Below are 19,854 nucleotides of genomic sequence, written 5' to 3'. Positions count from 1 at the left end.
CCGACATGCTGAAGAATCTCGACCCGCTGCTGCACGCCGACATCCTGCACACGCTGCGCGCGATGGGCCACGGTGACGAAATCGCGATCTGCGATGCGAATTTCCCGGCGGAATCCGTCGCGGAGCATACGGTGGTCGGCCGCGCGCTGCGGATCGACGGCGCCGATTCGGCGCGCGTCGTGCGCGCGGTGCTGTCCGTGCTGCCGCTCGATACGTTCGTCGACACGCCCGCATGGCGGATGGAAGTCGTCGGCGACGCGGCCGCGGTGCCGCCCGTGCAGCGCGAAGTGCAGGCCGAGATCGACCGCGCGGAAGGGCGCGCGGTGCCGCTCGCCGGCATCGACCGTTTCGCGTTCTACGAGCGCGCGCAGCAGGCGTATGCGGTGATCGTCACCGGCGAAACGCGCGGCTACGGCTGCTTCATCTTCAAGAAGGGCGTGCTGTTGAGCGACGCGGGCTAAACGCGTTTTTTCCACGCGTCGGGCCGCGGGCGTCGCCGCCGCAGTGTAAAGATTTGCTACAACCTTTTTCTTGGACACCGCGGAAAGACCCTCTATGCTGGCCCATTTGCCGCGCGCCCTGCCGGGCCGCGCGGCCGGCCGAATTGCATACGAGGAGAGAGGCATGACGCGTACCGTCGATTCCGGCGTCATTTTTTTCGCACGCCTGGCGCTGGCGGCGTTGTTCTTGTGGGGCGGCATCATGAAGCTGCTCGGCTACAGCGACTTCGTCGCGTATCTGCACGGGATGAAGGTGCCCTATCAGCAGGTCGTCGCGCCGATCGTCGTCGCGATCGAGGGGCTCGGCGGCCTGCTGCTGATCGTCGGCTACAAGGTACGGCCGCTCGCGTTGCTGATGGCGGTCTACACGATCGCGACCGCGATGGTCGGGCACAATTTCTGGGACGCGACGAACGCGGCCGTCCAGCACGACATGGTGATCCACTTCTGGAAGAACGTCGCGATCGCCGGCGGGTTCCTGCTGCTGTTCGTCACGGGCGCCGGCGGCGCGAGCATCGACGCGCTGCGCCGGCCGAGTTCGTCGTACGGCGTGCTGCGTTGAGCTAAGCCAATTCGCGCCGCGACGCCGGCGCCGACGCAAAACAAAAGGGCCGAATCCCGCACGCCGCGGGATTCGGCCCTTCGTTCATCCGGCCCGCGCGTGCGCGCCGACGTTCAGCGTGCGTCCTTCACATCCTTCGCATCCTTCGAGAACTGCACGGCGATCGCGCCCAGCACGCAGATTGCCGCGACGTACACGACCGGCGCGAGCGGATTCGACTTCATCATCAGCGACACGATCACCGGCGTGAGGCCGCCGAAGATCGCATACGCGACGTTGTACGAGAACGAGATGCCCGAGAAGCGCACGACGGCCGGGAAGCTCTTGACCATCACGAACGGCACCGCGCCGATCGTGCCGACCATGAAGCCCGCGATCCCGTAGTAGAGCGGCAGCGTCGACGCATCGGCCGCGACCTGCGCGAACAGCAGGTAGTAGCACGCGGCCAGCCCGATGCCGCCGATGCCAAGCACGCGCTTCGCGCCGATCCAGCCCGCGAGCGAACCCGCGGTGATGCAGCCGGCCGTCAGGCACAGCGTCGCGACGCTGTTCGCGAACAGCGTCGTCGCGGGCGTCAGGTGGAACTGCTTCTGCAGCAGCGCGGGCGTCATCAGGATCACGACGACGATCGCGGCCGACAGCATCCACGTGAGCAGCATCGACACGATCACCGCGCGGCCGTGGTCGCGCAGCACCGCCTTCAGCGGAATCTCGGCCGCGAGCGCCTTCTTCGCCTTCATCTCGGCGAACACCGGCGTTTCATGCAGCCAGCGGCGCAGGTACACCGAGAACAGCCCGAACACGCCGCCGAGCAGGAACGGGATGCGCCATGCGAACGCGCCGACTTCGGCCGTCGAGTAGCGGCTGTTGATGCCGGCCGCGACGAGCGAGCCGAGCAGGATGCCGGCCGTGAGACCCGCGGTCAGCGTGCCGCATGCGTAGCCGATATGGCGCGACGGCACGTGCTCGGACACGAACACCCACGCGCCCGGCACTTCGCCGCCGACCGCCGCGCCCTGCAGCACGCGGAACAGCAGCAGCAACACCGGCGCGAGGATGCCGATCGTGTCGTAGGTCGGCAGCAGGCCCATCAGCAGCGTCGGCACCGACATCATCAGCACGCTCAGCGTGAACATCCGCTTGCGGCCGAACAGGTCGCCGAAGTGCGCCATGATCACGCCGCCGAGCGGGCGCGCGAGATAGCCGGCCGCGAAGATGCCGAACGTCTGCAACTGGCGCAGCCAGTCGGGAATGTCGTGCGGGAAGAACAGTTGTCCTATCGCCGGCGCGAAGAACACGAAGATGATGAAGTCGTAGAACTCGAGGGCGCCGCCGAGTGCGGCAAGGCCAAGGGTCTTGTAGTCGCTGCGCGTGAGCGCGCGTTCGGCGGCGCGAGGCACGCCGCTCAATTCGGAAGCTTGCATGGTCAGGACGATCGGTATTCGAATGTTGTTGTCGGTGCTGCGTCTCCAGGGCCCGCTTTTCGGCATGGACTGACAAGGCGCGGCTTGCGTCGTCGAAGCGTGCGGCGTGCCGGGTGGGGCGCGCAACACGCGCCGCCGCACCGGGATGGGGCACGGCGGAGACGAAGCGTCAAAGCGGGTGGGGGGATTCTACAGGAGCGCGAAATGCCTGCGCGCGGGCGCGCGCCGAGGACGGCTTCGGACCAGGCGGCCGAAGCGCGCGCGGCGCGGGCGGCCGGTGAGCCGCTGGCGCGCCGCGCGGGAAGGGGCGCGTATCAGTTGCCGGCGATCGTATCGACCGGCTTGAACGCGCCGCGCTCGACCTTGTAGATCGTCACCGGCGCATCCTTCAGGTCGCCCTTCGCGTCGTACGCGATGCTCGGGGCCGACACACCCTTGATCGACACCTTGCCGAGGTACGGCGTGTACACCTTCGGGTCGGTCGAGTTCGCGTCCTTCATCGCGGTGAGCAGCGCGATCGTGCCGTCGTACGAATACGGCGAGTAGGTGATCACGTCTTCGTTGAAGCGCGCCTTGTAGCGGGCCGCGTAGCCGGAGAAGCCCGGCATCTTTTCCTTCGGCAGGCCGCCCATGTAGACGATCGCGCCTTCGGCCGCGTCGCCGCCGACCTTCAGGAACGTCGGCGAGCGCGACATTTCGCCCGTTACGAAGGCCGACTTCATCCCGAGCTGGCGCATCTTGCGGATCATCGGTGACGATTGCGCATCGCCGCCGCCGTAGAAGATTGCGTCCGGATTCATGCCCTTCAGGTTGGTCAGGATCGCGGAGAAATCGAGCGCCTTGTCGTTCGTGAAGTCGCGCTTGACGATCGTGCCGCCGGCCGCTTCCACGGCCTTCGCGAATTCGTCCGCGATGCCCTGGCCGTAGGCCGTGCGGTCGTCGATGATCGCGATGCGCTTGAAGCGCAGCGTCTTCACCGCGTACGTGCCGACGATGCGGCCCGCCTGCGCGTCGCTCGTCAGCAGCCGGTAGGTCGTCTTGTAGCCGCGCGCCGTGTATTGCGGCGACGTCGCCATCGAGATCTGCGGCAGCCCCGCGCGATCGTACAGGTCGGACGCCGGAATGCTGGTGCCCGAGTTGAAGTGGCCGATGATCCCGCGGACGTTGTCGTCGATCAGTCGCTGCGCGACGGTGGTGCCGGTGCGCGGGTCGGCCTGGTCGTCCTGCGAGTCGAGCTGGAACGTGACGGGCTTGCCGCCGATCGTCGGATGCGTCGCGTTGAAATCGGCGATCGCGAGCTGCACGCCCTTCTGCATGTCCGTGCCGTAATTCGACTGCGGGCCGGTCAGCGGTGCGGCGAAACCGATCTTGACGACGTCGGCGGCGATGGCGTGCGCGCCCGACAGTGCGCAGGCGGCGGCCAGCGCGACGTGCGATACCTTCAGCTTCACTTTCACTTCCCCTTGATGGCGTGGTTGGGCCGCCGCCGGCATGCGGGCCGGCGCCGGTAAACCGGGCGAGACGTATCGATCCGCAGGCCGGTGCGCAGCGGCGATGCGTGCTCGCCGCGTGCTGCGTGTGCTATGCCGGAATCGGCGTGCGCGACGGCGGATGCGACGGGTCGTGCGTGCCGATTGCGGCAGCGGCGGGATGTCGTCTCGTGACCGTGAAGCGAAGTCTAGATAGCGAAAATGCGTGCGTCTTGCGCGTTCGATGCGTGACCGGCGACGATATCGGCATATCGTCGATTACCCTGATATATGCCGAAATCGTCATGGCGAATGCGCAAACCCGCCAAGACGCGGGTCGCCGGCATTTTTAGGATGGCGGATTCGGGGGCGTGCTGGCAGTGTGTCGATGTGCTGCGCCGGCCGCGGCGAAAGCGGAACCTTCGCCGGCGCCGCACGCGCTTCGCAGTAGTTGTGTGCGCAACCTGTGCGGCTGACCGATGCGGCCGATCGCGACGCACGATGCAACCGGCCGCCGCCTTGCCCGCCCCGCGTTCAGCGCGACGCGAACGAAGGGGCGCTCCTATAATCGACGCCATCTGCCACTCGCTTCGCGGTTGCCGGGATGACGACCTTGCTTGCCGTACCGCCCATGAGCCTGTCCGACACGTTGCGCTACCAGCCCGACAACGCCGATCTCGGCGCGATGCTCGTGCATTTCCGCCTGCTCGAACCGGTGTTCGATGCGCTGCCGGACGTCGCGTTCTTCGTGAAGGATGCGAGCGGCCGCTACGCGATCGTCAATCGCACGCTGGCGATGCGCTGCGGCTACAAGGACAAGCGCGACCTGCTCGGCAAGACGGCCGACGAGGTGTTTCCGCGTCGCTTCGGCCGCAGCTATTTCGAGCAGGACATGGCGACGATCAACGCCGGCCAGCAACTGATGGACCAGCTCGAGCTGCACCTGTATCCGGGCCGCCAGCCAGGCTGGTGCCTGACCTGCAAGGAGCCGCTGCGCGACGCCGCGGGCCGGGTGGTCGGCCTCGCGGGCATCTCGCGCGACCTGAAGGCGCACGAGGGATCGCACCCGGCCTACAGCCGGCTCGCCGACGTGGTCCAGCACATCCAGGATCATTACGTGCAGCCGCTGAACCTGAAGCAGCTCGCGCAGATGGCCGGGATGTCGGTCGCGCAGCTCGAACGCTACTTCCACAAGGTGTTCCACCTGACGCCGCGCCAGGTGCTGCTGAAGACGCGGCTCGACGCGGCCACCGCGCTGCTCGTCACGCACGACAAGGTGACCGACGTCGCCGCACTGTGCGGCTACACGGATCACAGCGCGTTCACGCGTCAGTTCAAGGCGACGGTCGGCGTGACGCCGACGGAATACCGGTTGATGCTGCAGGAGCGGGCGGGGTGACGCAACTCGCCGGCGTGGCCGGCGCGTTGCGGGGATCGGGGTAAGGCGGGGAAGCGGGAAGGGTGAAGCGGTGAAAGCGGCGGCTCAGCGGTAGCCGAGCCCTTTCAGGACGGCCGTGCCGTCTTCGGTCAGCCGGAAGCTCGGGGCCGTATCGGGGTCGAGCTTGACCATTTCGACGAGGCCGGCTTCCTGCAGCGCGGGCAATTCGGGTTTGGCGTTCGCACCGATCGGCGCATGCAGCAGCACGAGCAGCGTCGCGATTTCATGATGACTGAGCAGGCGGCGCAGCATCGTCTTCTTTGCAGGGGGCGCGGCCGGGCGGCCCGCGGGTGCTTCTACGGCGCTCATCGCTTTCCTCCTTTTCGAGATGACCATCGGGTACTGGTTGCGGATGGTGCCGTCGAAGACTTAAGCGATTCTTAAAACCGTGGCGGACGGCGCAATGCTGCGCTGCGGTACGGGTTACGGGATGTAACGCCAGACGCCGCGTAGCTTCCCCGCTGATCGCCGCCGGCCGTGCGGGCGGGCCTTCGGCGGTGCGATTCACCACGATGGTGCGGGTGAAAGGTGGGCCGCCCGAATGGTCGCCGAATCGCTTGCGTGGTCCGGCCCCAACTCCGCTTCGCGTCCTTTCCTTATTTCCTGCGCTGCGCCTGCGCGGCGAGCCGCACGGCCGCATTCGCCGCGCCATAGCCGTCGTATCCGCCGCGCCGCTCGACGATCTCCAGCGAGAAGCGGTTGTCGACCAGCTCCGTGTACGCATGCAGGAATTCGCCGCCGTGCTCGTCGCGGTCGTACAGCAGGTGATGCGCGCTCAGCGTGTCGATCAGTTCGTCCGGCAGCGCGTAGCGCGCGGCGAGATCGTCGTAGTAGTTGGCCGGAATCCGCAGGAACGGCACGCCGTCGGCCGCGAACGCGGCGACCGTCTTCACGATGTCGTCGGTGCGGAACGCGACGTGGTTCAGCCCGGTGCCGTGGTAGCGGTCGAGCGATTCGGCGACGGCCGTATGGCGGTCGACCGACGCGTTCAGCGCGATCCGCACCGAGCCGTCGGCGCTGCGCACCGCGCGGCTGCGCATCAGCCCGTACGGGTCGGGCACGAGCCAGCTGCGCTCGGCCTCGAAGCCGAACGCCGTCTTGAAGAACAGGATCCAGGTGTCGAGCGCGTCGGCCGGCAGCGCGAGGCACACGTGATCGATGCCCGTCAGCGGGCCGACTTCGCTCGGGCCGTCGATGTCGGTCAGCACGAAGTCCGATTCATACAGCGTCGGCGCATCCGGCGCCTCGTCGACGAAATATTCGAGGCTGCCGTCCGGCGCCTTCACGCTCGGCAGCACACGCTCGTTCGGCCCGACCCGGCCGGAGAACGGCGCGTAGCCGAAGCCGGCCGCGCGTTCGAACGCCACTTTGGCATCGTCGACGCGGAATGCCGACGCGCACAGCGACAGCCCGTGCTGCTGGAAGAACGCATCGGCGAACGAGTCGCGCTCGGCGTTCAGCACGATCGACGCGGCGCCGTGCTGGAACAGCGTCACGTCCTTCGAGCGATGCCGGCCGGCGAGCCGGAAGCGCATCCGGCCGAGCCATTCGCCGACGGTCGCCGCCGCCGGTGCGTCGACCGCGAATTCGATGAACTGGAACCCGACGTGCGCGGGCGGGGCCGGCGGCGCGAACAGCGGCTGGCTGGCGGCCGGCGTGCGACCGTCCTGCGCGAGCCGCGCGCGCGTCAGGTCTTCCAGATAGAGCAGCGAGCGATGGCCGTCGGCGGCCGTGAGCGCGGTCGGCGCCGCGCGGAAGCCGTCGTTGAAGATCTCGAGCGACAGCGGCCCCGTATAGCCCGACTCGATCACGCGCGCGGTGAAGCGCGCCAGGTCGAAGTCGCCCTGGCCCGGGAACGAGCGGTAGTGGCGGCTCCATTCGAGCACGTCCATCACGAGCTTCGGCGCGTCGGCGATCTGCACGAACGCGATCCGGTCGCCGGGGATGTCGGCGATCGCGTCCGGCGAATCGTCGAGCGACAGCGTGTGGAAACTGTCGAGCGCCAGGCCGAGGTGCGGGCTGTTCACCGCGTTCACGAGCTTCCACGCGTGGCCGTACCGCTTCACGACGCGGCCCCACGCGAGCGCTTCGTACGCGGCCACCACGCCGGCCTGCCGCGCGGCTTCGGCGAGCACGCCGAGCTGGTCGACGAGCAGCCCGTCGTCCGCGATCGTGTCGGCCGCCACACTGCTGCAGACGAGGATGCGGTCGGTGCCGAGCGCATGCATCACGTCGAACTTGCGCTTGATCCGGTCGAGATTGCGCGCAAGCTGGGCCGCGCTCACGCCCTCGAAGTCGCGAAACGGCTGGAACAGCACGATGTCGAGGCCGAGGTCGGCGGCCATGCGCCGGACGTCGGCCGGCGATCCGTCGAAGTAGACGAGATCGTTTTCGAAGATTTCGACGCCGTCGAAGCCCGCGGCCTGGACGGCGGCGAGCTTCTCGGCGAGCGTGCCGGACAGTGACACGGTGGCGATCGAGCGCTGCATGGGCGTTTCCTGCGGATGAACAGGGCATGGCGCCGGTCGAACCGGCCCTGAATGAACCAGTCGTTGAGTTCCGTACGCGCGCCATATCCCGAATTTACTGGGTTAGTGATGCGTATTGTACAAACTAACTAGGTGGTACAAATTAGCGAAAACCCGAAAAGACAGCCCGCGTGCACGGGCGCACACTAGCGCCAAATTCCGATGTCTTCGGGGCGGCGCCGATCCTGGTCTGCCCCTGTTTCAGGAGCAGAAACACGATGAGCAAGCACAAGGTGCTGGTGCTGAACGGCCCGAACCTCAATCTGCTGGGCACCCGCGAGCCCCATATCTACGGCGCGGAAACGCTCGCCGATCTCGAGCAGCGCTGCCGCACGGCGGCGGAAGGGCTCGGGCTGGAAATCGAGTTTCGCCAGTCGAACGCCGAGCATCAGCTGATCGACTGGCTGCATGCCGCGCGTCACGACACGCACGGCATCGTGATCAACCCGGCCGCCTATACGCACACGTCGGTCGCGCTGGCCGACGCGCTTTCCGCGATCGCGAAGCCGGTGATCGAGGTGCATATCTCGAACGTCCATCGCCGCGAGGCGTTTCGCCACCATTCGTATATCTCGGCGATCGCCGAAGCCGTGATCTGCGGCTGCGGCACCGAAGGCTACGTGTTCGCGCTGCAGCGCCTGGCGACGCTGTTCGCGCAGGGGGCCGCCCGATGAGCCGCCCGTCGTTTCTGATCGGCCTGATCGGCCAGGGCATCGGCGGTTCGCTGTCGCCCGCGATGCACGAGGAAGAGGGCTTCCGCCAGGGCTTCGGCTACGTGTACCGGCGCATCGATCTCGATGCGCTTGGCGTGACCGTCGACGCACTGCCGCAACTGCTCGAGGCCGCGCAGCGGATGGGCTACAACGGACTGAACATCACGCATCCGTGCAAGCAGCGCGTGATCGAGCACCTCGACGCGCTGTCGGACGACGCGCGTGCGCTTGGCGCGGTGAACACCGTGCTGTTCAAGGACGGCAAGCGGATCGGCCACAACACCGACTGGTCGGGCTTTGCGAAATCGTTCCGCCGCGGGCTGCCGGACGCGAAGCTCGACCGCGTCGTCCAGCTCGGCGCGGGCGGCGCGGGCGCGGCCGTCGCGCACGCCGCGCTGCAGATGGGCGCGGCTGAACTGACGATTTTCGACGTCGACGGCACGCGCGCCACCGCGCTGGCGGGCGAATTGCAGCAGCGCTTCCCTGCCGCCCGGGTCACGCCGGGCAGCGATCTCGCGGCCGCGATGCGCGCAACGACCGGCCTGATCCACTGCACGCCGACCGGCATGGCCAAGCATCCGGGCCTGCCGCTGCCGGCCGAACTGCTCCACGCAGGCATGTGGGTGGCCGACATCGTGTATTTCCCGCTCGAAACCGAACTGATCCACGCCGCGCGCGCGGCCGGCTGCGCGACGCTGCCGGGCGGCGGGATGGCCGTGTACCAGGCCGTCGACGCGTTCGAGCTCTTCACCGGGCGCACGCCCGACGCCGAGCGGATGTTCGATCACTTTCAGTCGCTCGTCGCGCGCTGACCCCCTTGCAGACACAGAAAGAGAGACAGGAGACGACCATGCAACACACCACCCACACGAGCGCCGCGCCGGCGCAGGCGGCCGGCACGGTCCGGCGCACGTCGGCGCGCTACAAGATCCTCGCGCTGCTCGCGATCGGCACGATGATCAACTATCTCGACCGCACCGTGCTGGGCGTGGCGGCGCCGCAGCTCACCAAGGAGCTCGGCATCAACGCGGCCGTGATGGGCGTCATGTTCTCCGCGTTTTCGTGGACGTACGTGGCGATGCAGGTGCCCGGCGGCCTGTTCCTCGACCGCTTCGGCAGCAAGATCACCTACTACTGGTCGATGACGCTGTGGTCGCTGTGCACGTTCCTGCAAGGCTTCGTGCCGGGCGTCGCGACGTTGCTCGCGTGCCGGCTCGGTCTCGGCGTGACGGAAGCGCCGTGCTTCCCGACCAACAGCCGCGTCGTCGCGACGTGGTTCCCGCAGAACGAACGCGCGATGGCGACCGGCACCTACACCGTCGGCGAGTACATCGGCCTCGCGTTCTTCAGCCCGGTGCTGTTCGCGTTGATGGGCGCGTTCGGCTGGCGCTCGCTGTTCTGGGTGGTCGGTGCGGTCGGCATCGTGTTCGGCCTGGTCTGGTGGAAGTTCTACCACGAGCCGCGCAACCACCCGGGCGCGAATTCGGCGGAACTGGCCTATATCGAAGCGGGCGGCGGTCTCGTGCACGGTGCGCGCAAGGACGGCGACAAGAGCGGCAAGCCGGCGCAGGCCAAGTTCAGCTGGTCGATGGTCGGCCAACTGGTGAAGAAGCGCCAGCTCGCGGGCATCTGCCTCGGCCAGTTCGCCGGCAACTCGACGCTCGTATTCTTCCTGACCTGGTTCCCGACCTATCTGGCAACCGAGCGCCACATGGGCTGGCTGAAGATCGGCTTCTTCGCGGTGATGCCGTTCATCGCCGCGTCGGTCGGCGTGATGTTCGGCGGGATCTTCTCCGACTGGCTGCTGCGCCGCGGCAAGTCCGCGAACCTCGCGCGCAAGCTGCCGATCATCGCGGGCCTGCTGCTCGCGTCGACGATCATTCTCGCGAACTACGTGCAGAGCAACGAGGCGGTGATCGCGATCATGTCGGTCGCGTTCTTCGCGCAGGGGATGGCCGCGCTCGGCTGGACGCTCGTGTCGGACATCGCGCCGGACGGCCTGCTCGGCGTGACGGGCGGCATCTTCAACTTCGCGGCGAACCTGGCGGGCATCGTCACGCCGCTCGTGGTCGGCTTCATCGTCGCGTCGACCGGCTCGTTCGTCGGCGCGCTCGTGTTCATCGGCGTGATCGCGCTGGTCGGTGCGCTGTCGTACATCTTCGTCGTCGGCGACATCAAGCGGATCGAGCTGTAAGCACCGGCTCCACGTACACTCGGTGCGTTCGCCCGGCGGCCGGTTGGCCGCCGGGTTTTTTGTTTGCGCGTGCCGACCGGTCGGCACATACCTCGCTTCATGCGGGCTGCATCGCGATGCCGAGCGATTCGATTGCCTGCGCGATCGCGGCGACCGCCCGCCGGATATCGCCCGCATCGATCGCGCCGATGCAGCCGACGCGGAACGTCTCGAGCCGCGTCAGTTTGCCCGGATACAGGATGAAGCCCGCGTCGCGCACCGCGTCGTAGAAACGGCGGAAATCGTAGGCTGGATGGTCGGGCGCGTGAAACGTGACGATCACCGGCGCCTGCACGCTCGCGTCGAGGAACGGCACGAAACCGAGCGCGCGCATCGATTCGACCAGCGTCCGGCAGTTGTCCGCATAGCGCGCGCCGCGCGCCGGCTGGCCGCCTTCGGCGAGATACTGGTCGAGCGCGGCGCGCAGCGCGGCAATCACGTGCGTCGGCGGCGTGAAGCGCCATTGCCCCGTCCTGCGCAGGTACGCGTACTGGTCGTGGAGATCGAGCGCGAGCGAGGGCGAGTTGCCTTCGCTCGCGTCGAGCGCGTCGCGCCGCACGATCGCGAATCCCATTCCCGGCACGCCTTCGAGACATTTGCCGCTGGCCGAGATCAGCGCGTCGATGCCGCTGTCCGCCAGCGCGATCGGCAGCGCGCCGAACGAACTCATCGCATCGACGATCAGCCGCTTGCCGTGCCGCCGGCACGCGGCCGCGATCGCGTCGAGCGGATTCAGGATCCCGGCGCTCGTTTCCAGGTGCACGAGCGCGACGTGCGTGATGCGCGGCTCGCGCGCGAACGCAGCCTCAATGGCCGCCGCGTCGACGGCCGCGTCTTCGCCGAACGGCAGCGCGATCGCGTCGATACCGAGCCGGCCGAGAATTTTCAGGATGCGCGCGCAATACGCGCCGTTCTCGGGCACCAGCACGACGCCGTCGCGCGGCACCAGCGTGCCGAGCGCGGCTTCGACCGAGAACGTGCCGCTACCCTGCATCGGCACGCATACGTACTCGTCTCCGCCATGCGCGATGGCGACGAGATCCGCGCAGACGCTGGCCGTCAGCTGGTTGAAAGCGGCATCCCACGACCCCCAGTCATGTTGCATTGCGTGGCGTGTTGTGGCGGACGTGGTGAGCGGGCCGGGCGTGAGCAGGATCGGGTCGGACATGGCTTTTGTCTCCAGCAAAGGGCGAACGAAACACCGGACGGCATTTCCGAATGACTTGCATGATAGTGGCAAAATGTGTCATTTTTTGGAAATTGTGGCATTCGTCACGGCTTTGTCATCGAACGCTGTGATCCTTCGGTTGCCGCGCGACACCCAGCCTGAGCGCGGTAGCGAGGCGGGCCGCCAGGCGGCTCGCCCGAAGACAACAGGAGAGCCGGATCGTGCCCCGGCCGTTTGGTGTTCCGCCTACGGAGAAGTGAGATGACACTGCAGAAACCCTCGCGCGCCGCCGCCGGCGCGTTCCGCAAACTCGCGCTGGCCGCCTGCGCCGCCGGTCTGCTGCAAGGCGCCGCGATGCCGGCGCATGCGGCAAACGCGGTCGTGCTGTACACGGCGGACGGCCTCGAGAACCTCTATCGCGACGTGCTGCCGGCTTTCGAGAAGAAGGAAGGCGTGAAGGTCAACATCGTGACGGCGGGCAGCGGCGAGGTGGTGAACCGCGCGAACATCGAGAAGAATTCCCCGAAGGCCGACGTGATCGTCACGCTGCCGCCGTTCATCCAGCAAGCCGGCCAGATGGGCCTGCTGCAGCCGTACCAGAGCGTGAACTACAAGAACGTGCCGGCCATCGCGAAGGCCGAGGACGGCACCTGGGCGACGTTCGTGAACAACTACTTCTCGTTCGCGATCAACCCGGACGTCGTGAAGAACCAGCCGAAGACGTTCGCCGACCTGCTCGCGCCGGCCTACGCCGGCAAGGTCGCGTACTCGAACCCGGCCACGGCCGGCGACGGGATGGCCGTGCTGATCCTGACGACGTCGCTGATGGGCGAGGACAAGGCGTTCGACTATCTCGCGAAGCTGTCGCAGAGCGTGAAGTTCCACACGAAGGGCACGGGCTACCTGAACGTGCTGCTGTCGCGCAACGAGATCAGCGTCGCGAACGGCGACCTGCAGATGGACCTCGACGACGCCGAACACGGCGCGCTGTCCATCAAGCCGATCTTCCTGGCCGCGAAGGACGGCGACCAGCCGACCACGTTCCAGCTCCCGTACGGCATCGGCCTGATCAAGAGCGGCCCGAACCAGGACGCCGGCCGGAAGCTGATCGACTACCTGATGTCGACGGAAGTGCAGTCGAAGGTGCCGGACATGTACGGCATCCCGGGCCGCACCGACGTGCCGCTGGCCGGCAAGAACGGCGAAGCGGTCAAGAAGGCGATCGCGGGTGTGAAGCTGATTCCGGTCGACTGGACCCAGGTGATGGCGAAGAAGCCGGTGTGGATCGAGCGCTGGAAGAAGGACGTGATCGGCAGCTCGGGCAAGCAGCTCGACGTCGTCAAGCCGAAGTGATCGGCGCACGCCGCCTGTATTCGCGAGCAAGAGGATGAACCCGGTGGAAACCACCCTGACCCATCCCGGCGCATTCGGCGCCGCCGAACCGCACGCGACGCTGCGGTCCGGCGCGCCGGGCGGCGTGCAGATCGAGCATCTGAGCGTGCGCTACGGCGCGCGCACGGTGCTGGAGGATCTGTCGCTGTCGATCGGCGCCGGTGAATTTCTGACCGTGCTCGGCAAGAGCGGTTGCGGCAAGACCACGCTGCTGCGCTTCATCGCCGGGTTCGTGAAGGCCGACGGCCTGACCGGCACGCTGACCGTTGCCGGACGCGACCTGACCTATGCGCCGCCGCACAAGCGCAACCTCGGTCTGCTGTTCCAGAATTACGCGTTGTTCCCGCACCTGTCGGTGTTCGAGAACGTCGCATTCGGGCTGCGCGCGCGTGGCATGGCGTCGTCGGAAGTGACGCGCCGCGTCGCCGATGCGCTGAAGCTCGTGCAGCTCGGCGACGCGGGTCACCATCTGCCCGCGCAACTGTCGGGCGGGATGCAGCAGCGCGTCGCGCTGGCCCGCGCGCTGGTGATCGAGCCCGACGTGCTGCTGCTCGACGAGCCGCTGTCGGCGCTCGACGCCAACCTGCGCGCGTCGGTGCGCAGCGAACTGAAGGCGCTGCACGAGCGCCTGCCGAACTTGACCGTCGTCTGCGTGACGCACGACCGCGACGATGCGCTCGTGCTGTCCGACCGCGCGCTGCTGATGCGCGATGGTCACATCGCGCAGCTCGGCACGCCGCAGCAGTTGTACGACGCGCCGCGCGACGGCTACGTCGCGCGCTATCTCGGCCCGGCGAACCTGCTGCCGCCGCATGTGATCTTCCCGCTCGGCGATCCGCGCCACGAGGTGCGCGGCAAGGTCGCGTGCGTGCGTCCCGAGCGGCTGACCGTGATGCCGCCCGCAGCGGGCGGCCTGCACGGCACGGTGTCGTCGGTCGAATGGCAGGGCGCGGACCTGTCGATCGCCGTCGTGATCGACGCGGCGCCCGACGAGCCCGTGCGCGTCACGATGCAACGCGGCCGCGGCGCGGCTCCCGAGCGCGGTGCGCGCGTGTCCCTGCATTGCGAGGCAGACGATGTCGTCCTTATCGAGCCCTGAAGCCGGCCTGCCGCCGCACGTGCTCGCGTCGGCCGCCGCACACGCCGCGGCCGCGCGGCGCGGCAGGCGCATGGGCGATTTGCACCTCGCTGCGCTGGCGATCGTCGTGCTCGGCCCGCTCGTCGTCTATCCGCTGGTGCGGCTCGTGCTGCTGAGCGTGTCGGGCGATCACGGGCTGAGTTTCGCCGCGTACCGCACCTTCTTCGGCAATCCCGACACGCGCAACGTGCTGCTGACGACGCTCGGCGTGCTGTTCGCGAGCGCCGGCACCGCATCGGTGTTCGGCGTGCTGCTGGCCGCGCTGCTGTTCTTCAAGCCGTTCCCGGGTGCATCGCTCGTCACGCGCTTCCTGGAGCTGTACGTCGCGTTTCCGTCGTTCCTCGTCGCGTTCACGCTGATCTTCCTGTACGGCTCGCAGGGCTCGGTCAGCATCGCGCTGCAGCACCTGTTCCATCTCGAGCATCCGCCGCTCGATTTCCTGTTCGGCATCGGCGGCGTGATTCTCGCGCAGACCGTGTTCTACACGCCGTTCGTCGTGCGGCCGACGCTCGCGTCGTTCGCGACGCTGGACCTGCGGCTGATCGAAGCCGCGCGCAGCCTCGGCGCGCCCGGCTGGATGCTCGCGCGCCGCGTCGTGCTGCCGATCGCGTGGCCGGGCATCGCCGCCGGCACCGTGCTGTGCTTCCTGCTGACGCTGAACGAGTTCGGCATCCTGCTCGTGCTCGGCAGCGCGCGGCTCGTCACGTTGCCGGTCGCGATCTACAGCAGCGCGACCGTCGATCTCGACCTGCCGACCGCGTCGGCCGGCGCGGTCGTGATGTTGACGCTGTCGCTGGCGTTGTATGCGGTTTATCGCCGGGTGAACCGGCGTGCGACGGGAGGGAACGATGTCCGCTGAATTCCGTATCGGGCAGGCCGTGCCGCGGCACCAGGTCGGCTGGACCGACGCGTTGCTCAAGCATGCGTCGCGCGCCGCGCTCGCATTGGCCGCGTTCGCGTGCTTCTGGCTGTTCGTGCTGCCGGTGATCGTCGTCGCGCTGTCGAGCGTGTCGACGCAGTGGTCGGGCACGATCTTGCCGGCCGGCTACAGCCTGCGCTGGTTCGAGCGGCTCGGCTCGCCGGAATACGACGCGCTGGTGACGAGCCTCGAAATCGGCTTCGGCGTATCGGCGCTCGGCACGATCCTCGGGCTGTGGCTGGCGCTCGCGCTCGAAGGGCGCGACCGGCGCGGCCTCGGGGCGGTCGTCGACGCGCTTGTGATGGTGCCGAACGGCGTACCGAGCGTCGTGCTCGGGCTCGCGGTGCTGATCGCGTATCACCGGAAGCCGCTCGACCTGTCCAGCTCGGCGGCGATCGTCGTGCTGGTGCAGCTCGCGCTGATTCTGCCGTTCTGCTATCGCTGCGCGGCCGCCGCGCTGCGCCCGGAATTGACCGTGCTGCGCGAAGCTGCCGCGAGCCTCGGTGCGCCGCCCGCGATGGTGCTGCGCCGCGTGCTGCTGCCGCAGCTCGTGCCGGCGCTGCGCGCGAGCCTCGCGCTCGGCTTCGCGCTGTCGCTCGGTGAGCTCGGCGCGACGCTGACGGTATATCCGCCCGGCTTCGCGACCGTGCCGATCGTCGTGATCGGGCAGGTGGAGCGCGGCTACTACCTGCCGGCGTCGGCGCTGTCGCTGCTGATGCTCGGCGCGTCGCTCGCGGCGTTGCTGCTGATCGCCGCGCGCGTGCCGCGCGGCAAGCGGGCGGCATCATGAACGCCGCGTTCGCGTTGCGGCTCCCCGGCGAGCAACCGGCCGCCGGCAAGGGTGCGCCGGATCTCGCGGGACGCTCGATCGACGTCAACGGCCGGCGCTACCGGCTGCCGGTCGAGCCGACCGTCGTCATCTGTGTCGACGGCTGCGAGTACGACTATCTCGAACGGGCGGTGGCAGCGGGCGTCGCGCCGTTCATCGGCCGGATGATCGAGCAAGGCACCGCGTGGCGCGCCGATTGCGTCGTGCCGACCTTCACCAACCCGAACAACCTGTCGATCGTCTGCGGCGTGCCGCCGTCGGTTCACGGCATCTGCGGCAACTACTTCTGGGATCCGGCCGCCGACGGCGGGCGCGGCGCCGAAGTCATGATGAACGACCCGGCCTACCTGCGGGCCGGCACGCTGCTCGCCGCGGCGTCCGACGCCGGCGCGCGGGTGGCCGTCGTGACCGCGAAGGACAAGCTGCGCCGGCTGCTCGGCTGGCGGCTGAACGGCATCTGCTTTTCGGCCGAGAAGGCCGCGCAGGCCAATCTCGCGGAAAACGGGATCGTCGACGTGCTCGACTGGGTCGGCCTGCCGTCGCCGGATGTGTACAGCGCGGCATTGTCCGAATTCGTGTTCGCGGCCGGCGTACGCCTCGCGCAGACGCGGCAGGTCGACCTGATGTACCTGTCGACCACCGACTACGTGCAGCACAAATGCGAGCCGGGCAGTGCCGGCGCGAACGCGTTCTACGCGATGATGGACGGCTACCTCGCGCAGCTCGACGCGCTCGGCTGGGTGATCGGGCTCACGGCCGATCACGGGATGAACGCGAAGCACGATCCGGAGACGGGCCGGCCGAACGTGATCTATCTGCAGGACGCCTTCGACGGCTGGTACGGCACGCAGGCGGCGCGCGTGATCCTGCCGATTACCGATCCGTACGTCGTGCATCACGGCGCGCTCGGTTCGTTCGCGACGATCTACCTGGCGCCGGGCGTCGATCGGCCCGAAGCGATGTGGCGCATCGGTGGCCTCGATGGCGTCGAGCTCGTGCTCGACAACGCGGAAGCCGCCGCTCGTTTCGAACTGCCGGCCGACCGGATCGGCGATCTCGTCGTGATCGGCCGCCGCGACATGACGCTCGGTACGCGTGAACGCGACCACGATCTGTCGGGCCTCACGGTGCCGCTGCGTTCGCATGGCGGCGTGTCGGAGCAGGAGGTGCCGCTGCTGTTCAATCGCCGTATCGAGCGGGACGATCCCGCACGTCGCCCGCGTAACTTCGACGTGTTCGATTTCGTGTTGAACCGGATCGCGACATGATGGCTCATCCGCGGCAAGATCATCCGTCGTTTCGTGCCGAAGCGTTGCGTTGGTGCGGCACGCGCGCGATGCGCGAGCGCACGCTCGACGTCACGGACCCGTACACGGGCACGCGCGTCGGCACCGCGCCGCTCGCCAGCGTCGACGACGTGCGTGCGGCGTTCGATTACGCGATGGCCTACCGGCCGACGCTGACGCGCTACGAACGCTCGCAGATTCTCGAACGTGCGGCCGCGCTGCTGCGCGAGCGCACCGAGGAGGCGTCCGACCTGATCACGCTCGAGTCGGGATTGTCGAAACAGGATTCGCGCTACGAGATCGGCCGGGTGGCCGACGTGCTGAAGTTCGCGGCGGTCGAGGCGCTGCGTGACGACGCGCAGAGTTTCTCTTGCGACCTGACGCCCCACGGCAAGGCGCGGCGCGTGTTCTCGCAGCGCCAGCCGCTCGACGGCGTGATCGTCGCGATTACGCCGTTCAATCATCCGATGAACCAGGTCGCGCACAAGATCGCGCCGGCGATCGCGACCAACAACCGCGTGATCGTGAAGCCGTCGGAGAAGGTACCGCTGTCGGCGTTCTATCTGGCCGACCTGCTGTATGAAGCCGGGCTGCCGGAACCGATGCTGCAGGTGCTGACCGGCGACCCGGCCGAGATCGCGGACGAGCTCGTCACGCATCCGCATGCGTCGCTGATCACGTTCACGGGCGGCGTCGCGATCGGCAAGGCGATTGCGGCGCGGGCCGGCTACCGGCGCATCGTGCTGGAGCTGGGCGGCAACGATCCGCTGATCGTCCTCGCCGATGCCGATCCCGACCGCGCGGCGTCGCTCGCGGTGTTGGGCTCGTACCGGAATTCGGGCCAGCGCTGCACGGCCGTCAAGCGGATGCTGGTGCAGCGCTCCATCGCGCCGGCGTTCACCGAATTGCTCGTCGAGAAGACGCGCGCCTGGAAATACGGCGATCCATTCGATCCCTCGAACGAAATGGGCACGGTGATCGACGAAGCCGCGGCGCGACTGTTCGAGGCACGCGTGAACGAGGCGGTCGCGCAGGGCGCGCGCCTGCTGACCGGCAATGTGCGGCGCGGCGCGTTGTACGCGCCGACCGTGCTCGACAACGTCGATCCGTCGATGACGCTGGTGCGCGAGGAGACCTTCGGGCCCGTGTCGCCCGTCATCGCATTCGATACGATCGACGACGCGATCCGGCTCAGCAACGGCACGGCGTTCGGGCTGTCGTCGGGTGTCTGTACGGACAGCACGGCCGCCGTCGTACGGTTCGTGAACGAGTTGAACGTCGGCACGGTGAACGTATGGGAAGTGCCCGGATACCGGATCGAACTGTCGCCGTTCGGCGGGATCAAGGATTCGGGGCTCGGTTACAAGGAAGGCGTCCAGGAGGCGATGAAGAGTTTCACGAACCTGAAGACGTTTTCGCTGCCTTGGGAGTAAACGAATGGCGCTGACGGTGGAAGAGATCCACGGCCTGTATCGCGAGCATGGCCATGTGGCCTATAGCGGCGAACCCGTCACGCAGCTCGAGCATGCATTGCAGAGCGGGTTGCTGGCGGAAGCGTCCGGGGCGGACGAAGCGCTGGTCGCGGCGGCGTTCCTGCACGACCTCGGCCATTTGCTGAATCGCCAGGGCGACACGCCGAGCGCGCGCGGGATCGACGATCTGCATCAGTATTACGTGCTGCCGTTCCTGCGGCCGCTGTTTTCCGACGCGGTGCTGGAGCCGATCCGGTTGCACGTCGACGCGAAGCGCTGTCTGTGCCGCACGGACGCCGGCTATTTCGAGAGCCTGTCGCCGGACTCGGTGCGCAGCCTGGCGTTGCAGGGCGGTATCTTCAGTGACGAGGAAGCGGCGGCGTTCCTGCAGCGCCCGTTCGCGGAGGACGCGCTGCACCTGCGCCGCTGGGACGATACGGCGAAGGAGCCACGCAAGGCGACGCCGGATCTCGATCACTATATGGCGATCGTCGCACGCCAGGCGCGCGTGGTTTCCTGACGGTTCGGTTGCTTCTATATAAGGTGCCGCACGCGGCAGCGTGCGGCACCTTATATTTTTTGCGAAACCCCTTGCGCGATCGCCGTGAGCTGCATAGAATCACGCCTCTTTCGCGCTAACGGAAACGCGGCGCGGAAGGAAGGGAAGCAGTGCTGTTGGGGTTCGGAAGTAGCGAGCCTCGGCGGTACGGAAGTTGAGCCCCGCAGTCGCAACGAAGTCGTTCAGAAAGTTGTTGACGAACTGCGAAACACGGTTCATAATCT

At 67.7% G+C, this 19,854-nt stretch carries 18 protein-coding genes; 13 read left to right on the top strand and 5 right to left on the bottom strand.

What is annotated here, in order from left to right:
• Positions 1-5 precede the first annotated feature (5 nt).
• A complete protein-coding gene (locus DFS13_RS21105) occupies positions 6-461 on the top strand; it encodes an RbsD/FucU family protein (protein WP_006491332.1) in 456 nt (151 codons plus the stop codon).
• 163 nt (positions 462-624) lie between these two features.
• Positions 625-1,062, top strand: a complete 438-nt coding sequence (locus DFS13_RS21100) for a DoxX family protein (protein ID WP_111442083.1) — start codon at positions 625-627, stop codon at positions 1,060-1,062.
• 113 nt (positions 1,063-1,175) lie between these two features.
• Here the strand turns inward: DFS13_RS21100 and DFS13_RS21095 are convergent, their stop codons facing one another.
• A complete protein-coding gene (locus tag DFS13_RS21095; protein ID WP_060224768.1) occupies positions 1,176-2,486 on the bottom strand; it encodes an MFS transporter in 1,311 nt (436 codons plus the stop codon).
• A 314-nt stretch (positions 2,487-2,800) separates the two neighbouring features.
• On the bottom strand, positions 2,801-3,979 hold the full coding sequence (locus DFS13_RS21090) for a branched-chain amino acid ABC transporter substrate-binding protein (RefSeq protein WP_006489492.1): 1,179 nt from the start codon (positions 3,977-3,979) through the stop codon (positions 2,801-2,803).
• A gap of 580 nt (positions 3,980-4,559) precedes the next feature.
• Here DFS13_RS21090 and DFS13_RS21080 point away from each other — a divergent pair.
• A complete protein-coding gene (locus tag DFS13_RS21080; protein WP_006489480.1) occupies positions 4,560-5,354 on the top strand; it encodes an AraC family transcriptional regulator in 795 nt (264 codons plus the stop codon).
• Between the two features lie 84 nt (positions 5,355-5,438).
• Here the strand turns inward: DFS13_RS21080 and DFS13_RS21075 are convergent, their stop codons facing one another.
• A complete protein-coding gene (locus DFS13_RS21075; protein ID WP_006489463.1) occupies positions 5,439-5,702 on the bottom strand; it encodes a hypothetical protein in 264 nt (87 codons plus the stop codon).
• Between the two features lie 287 nt (positions 5,703-5,989).
• Complete coding sequence (locus tag DFS13_RS21070) at positions 5,990-7,882, bottom strand: bifunctional sugar phosphate isomerase/epimerase/4-hydroxyphenylpyruvate dioxygenase family protein (RefSeq protein ID WP_060210992.1); 1,893 nt, start codon at positions 7,880-7,882, stop codon at positions 5,990-5,992.
• 257 nt (positions 7,883-8,139) lie between these two features.
• Between DFS13_RS21070 and aroQ the strand changes: the two genes are divergently transcribed.
• Genes aroQ through DFS13_RS21055 form a run of 3 tightly spaced genes read left to right on the top strand, consistent with a single transcriptional unit; the run spans position 8,140 to position 10,828 of the window.
• On the top strand, positions 8,140-8,595 hold the full coding sequence (gene aroQ / locus DFS13_RS21065) for a type II 3-dehydroquinate dehydratase (RefSeq protein ID WP_006489476.1): 456 nt from the start codon (positions 8,140-8,142) through the stop codon (positions 8,593-8,595).
• A complete protein-coding gene (locus DFS13_RS21060) occupies positions 8,592-9,446 on the top strand; it encodes a shikimate dehydrogenase (protein WP_006489465.1) in 855 nt (284 codons plus the stop codon). The genes aroQ and DFS13_RS21060 overlap by 4 nt, the downstream gene beginning before the upstream one ends.
• Positions 9,447-9,484: 38 nt before the next feature.
• Complete coding sequence (locus DFS13_RS21055; protein ID WP_006489486.1) at positions 9,485-10,828, top strand: MFS transporter; 1,344 nt, start codon at positions 9,485-9,487, stop codon at positions 10,826-10,828.
• A gap of 97 nt (positions 10,829-10,925) precedes the next feature.
• Here the strand turns inward: DFS13_RS21055 and DFS13_RS21050 are convergent, their stop codons facing one another.
• The gene (locus tag DFS13_RS21050) at positions 10,926-12,035 is read right to left on the bottom strand and encodes a 2-aminoethylphosphonate--pyruvate transaminase (protein ID WP_034203267.1); all 1,110 of its coding nucleotides are present in this window, start codon (positions 12,033-12,035) and stop codon (positions 10,926-10,928) included.
• Between the two features lie 261 nt (positions 12,036-12,296).
• Here DFS13_RS21050 and phnS point away from each other — a divergent pair, with 261 nt between their 5' ends.
• Genes phnS through DFS13_RS21015 form a run of 7 tightly spaced genes read left to right on the top strand, consistent with a single transcriptional unit; the run spans position 12,297 to position 19,591 of the window.
• Complete coding sequence (gene phnS / locus DFS13_RS21045; protein ID WP_006489475.1) at positions 12,297-13,388, top strand: 2-aminoethylphosphonate ABC transporter substrate-binding protein; 1,092 nt, start codon at positions 12,297-12,299, stop codon at positions 13,386-13,388.
• A 34-nt stretch (positions 13,389-13,422) separates the two neighbouring features.
• Positions 13,423-14,526 (top strand): 2-aminoethylphosphonate ABC transport system ATP-binding subunit PhnT, encoded by a 1,104-nt coding sequence (phnT, locus tag DFS13_RS21040; protein ID WP_006494272.1) that lies wholly within the window; start codon positions 13,423-13,425, stop codon positions 14,524-14,526.
• Positions 14,504-15,424 carry a 2-aminoethylphosphonate ABC transporter permease subunit gene (phnU, locus tag DFS13_RS21035; RefSeq protein ID WP_006489467.1) on the top strand — a complete coding sequence of 307 codons (921 nt, stop codon included), beginning with the start codon at positions 14,504-14,506 and terminating at the stop codon, positions 15,422-15,424. Before phnT ends, phnU begins: the two co-directional genes overlap by 23 nt.
• The gene (phnV, locus tag DFS13_RS21030) at positions 15,414-16,274 is read left to right on the top strand and encodes a 2-aminoethylphosphonate ABC transport system, membrane component PhnV (RefSeq protein ID WP_006489484.1); all 861 of its coding nucleotides are present in this window, start codon (positions 15,414-15,416) and stop codon (positions 16,272-16,274) included. Before phnU ends, phnV begins: the two co-directional genes overlap by 11 nt.
• A complete protein-coding gene (gene phnA, locus DFS13_RS21025; protein ID WP_166677922.1) occupies positions 16,271-17,581 on the top strand; it encodes a phosphonoacetate hydrolase in 1,311 nt (436 codons plus the stop codon). Before phnV ends, phnA begins: the two co-directional genes overlap by 4 nt.
• Entirely contained in the window at positions 17,578-19,032 is a 1,455-nt protein-coding gene (phnY, locus tag DFS13_RS21020) for a phosphonoacetaldehyde dehydrogenase (RefSeq protein ID WP_034203268.1), read from the top strand. The genes phnA and phnY overlap by 4 nt, the downstream gene beginning before the upstream one ends.
• Positions 19,033-19,036: 4 nt before the next feature.
• Positions 19,037-19,591 (top strand): phosphonate degradation HD-domain oxygenase, encoded by a 555-nt coding sequence (locus tag DFS13_RS21015; protein WP_111442082.1) that lies wholly within the window; start codon positions 19,037-19,039, stop codon positions 19,589-19,591.
• Positions 19,592-19,854 lie beyond the last annotated feature (263 nt).

The organism is Burkholderia sp. 28_3 (genome assembly GCF_003253915.1).
Taxonomy (GTDB): domain Bacteria; phylum Pseudomonadota; class Gammaproteobacteria; order Burkholderiales; family Burkholderiaceae; genus Burkholderia; species Burkholderia cenocepacia.
This window is presented reverse-complemented; position numbering and strand designations above follow the sequence as displayed.

Coding starts and splice junctions, on each gene's coding strand:
- DFS13_RS21105 (WP_006491332.1), top strand. CDS start 6: ATGCTGAAGAATCTCGACCCGCTGCTGCACGCCGACATCCTGCACACG.
- DFS13_RS21100 (WP_111442083.1), top strand. CDS start 625: ATGACGCGTACCGTCGATTCCGGCGTCATTTTTTTCGCACGCCTGGCG.
- DFS13_RS21095 (WP_060224768.1), bottom strand. CDS start 2,486: ATGCAAGCTTCCGAATTGAGCGGCGTGCCTCGCGCCGCCGAACGCGCG.
- DFS13_RS21090 (WP_006489492.1), bottom strand. CDS start 3,979: ATGCCGGCGGCGGCCCAACCACGCCATCAAGGGGAAGTGAAAGTGAAG.
- DFS13_RS21080 (WP_006489480.1), top strand. CDS start 4,560: ATGACGACCTTGCTTGCCGTACCGCCCATGAGCCTGTCCGACACGTTG.
- DFS13_RS21075 (WP_006489463.1), bottom strand. CDS start 5,702: ATGAGCGCCGTAGAAGCACCCGCGGGCCGCCCGGCCGCGCCCCCTGCA.
- DFS13_RS21070 (WP_060210992.1), bottom strand. CDS start 7,882: ATGCAGCGCTCGATCGCCACCGTGTCACTGTCCGGCACGCTCGCCGAG.
- aroQ (WP_006489476.1), top strand. CDS start 8,140: ATGAGCAAGCACAAGGTGCTGGTGCTGAACGGCCCGAACCTCAATCTG.
- DFS13_RS21060 (WP_006489465.1), top strand. CDS start 8,592: ATGAGCCGCCCGTCGTTTCTGATCGGCCTGATCGGCCAGGGCATCGGC.
- DFS13_RS21055 (WP_006489486.1), top strand. CDS start 9,485: ATGCAACACACCACCCACACGAGCGCCGCGCCGGCGCAGGCGGCCGGC.
- DFS13_RS21050 (WP_034203267.1), bottom strand. CDS start 12,035: ATGTCCGACCCGATCCTGCTCACGCCCGGCCCGCTCACCACGTCCGCC.
- phnS (WP_006489475.1), top strand. CDS start 12,297: ATGACACTGCAGAAACCCTCGCGCGCCGCCGCCGGCGCGTTCCGCAAA.
- phnT (WP_006494272.1), top strand. CDS start 13,423: ATGAACCCGGTGGAAACCACCCTGACCCATCCCGGCGCATTCGGCGCC.
- phnU (WP_006489467.1), top strand. CDS start 14,504: ATGTCGTCCTTATCGAGCCCTGAAGCCGGCCTGCCGCCGCACGTGCTC.
- phnV (WP_006489484.1), top strand. CDS start 15,414: ATGTCCGCTGAATTCCGTATCGGGCAGGCCGTGCCGCGGCACCAGGTC.
- phnA (WP_166677922.1), top strand. CDS start 16,271: ATGAACGCCGCGTTCGCGTTGCGGCTCCCCGGCGAGCAACCGGCCGCC.
- phnY (WP_034203268.1), top strand. CDS start 17,578: ATGATGGCTCATCCGCGGCAAGATCATCCGTCGTTTCGTGCCGAAGCG.
- DFS13_RS21015 (WP_111442082.1), top strand. CDS start 19,037: ATGGCGCTGACGGTGGAAGAGATCCACGGCCTGTATCGCGAGCATGGC.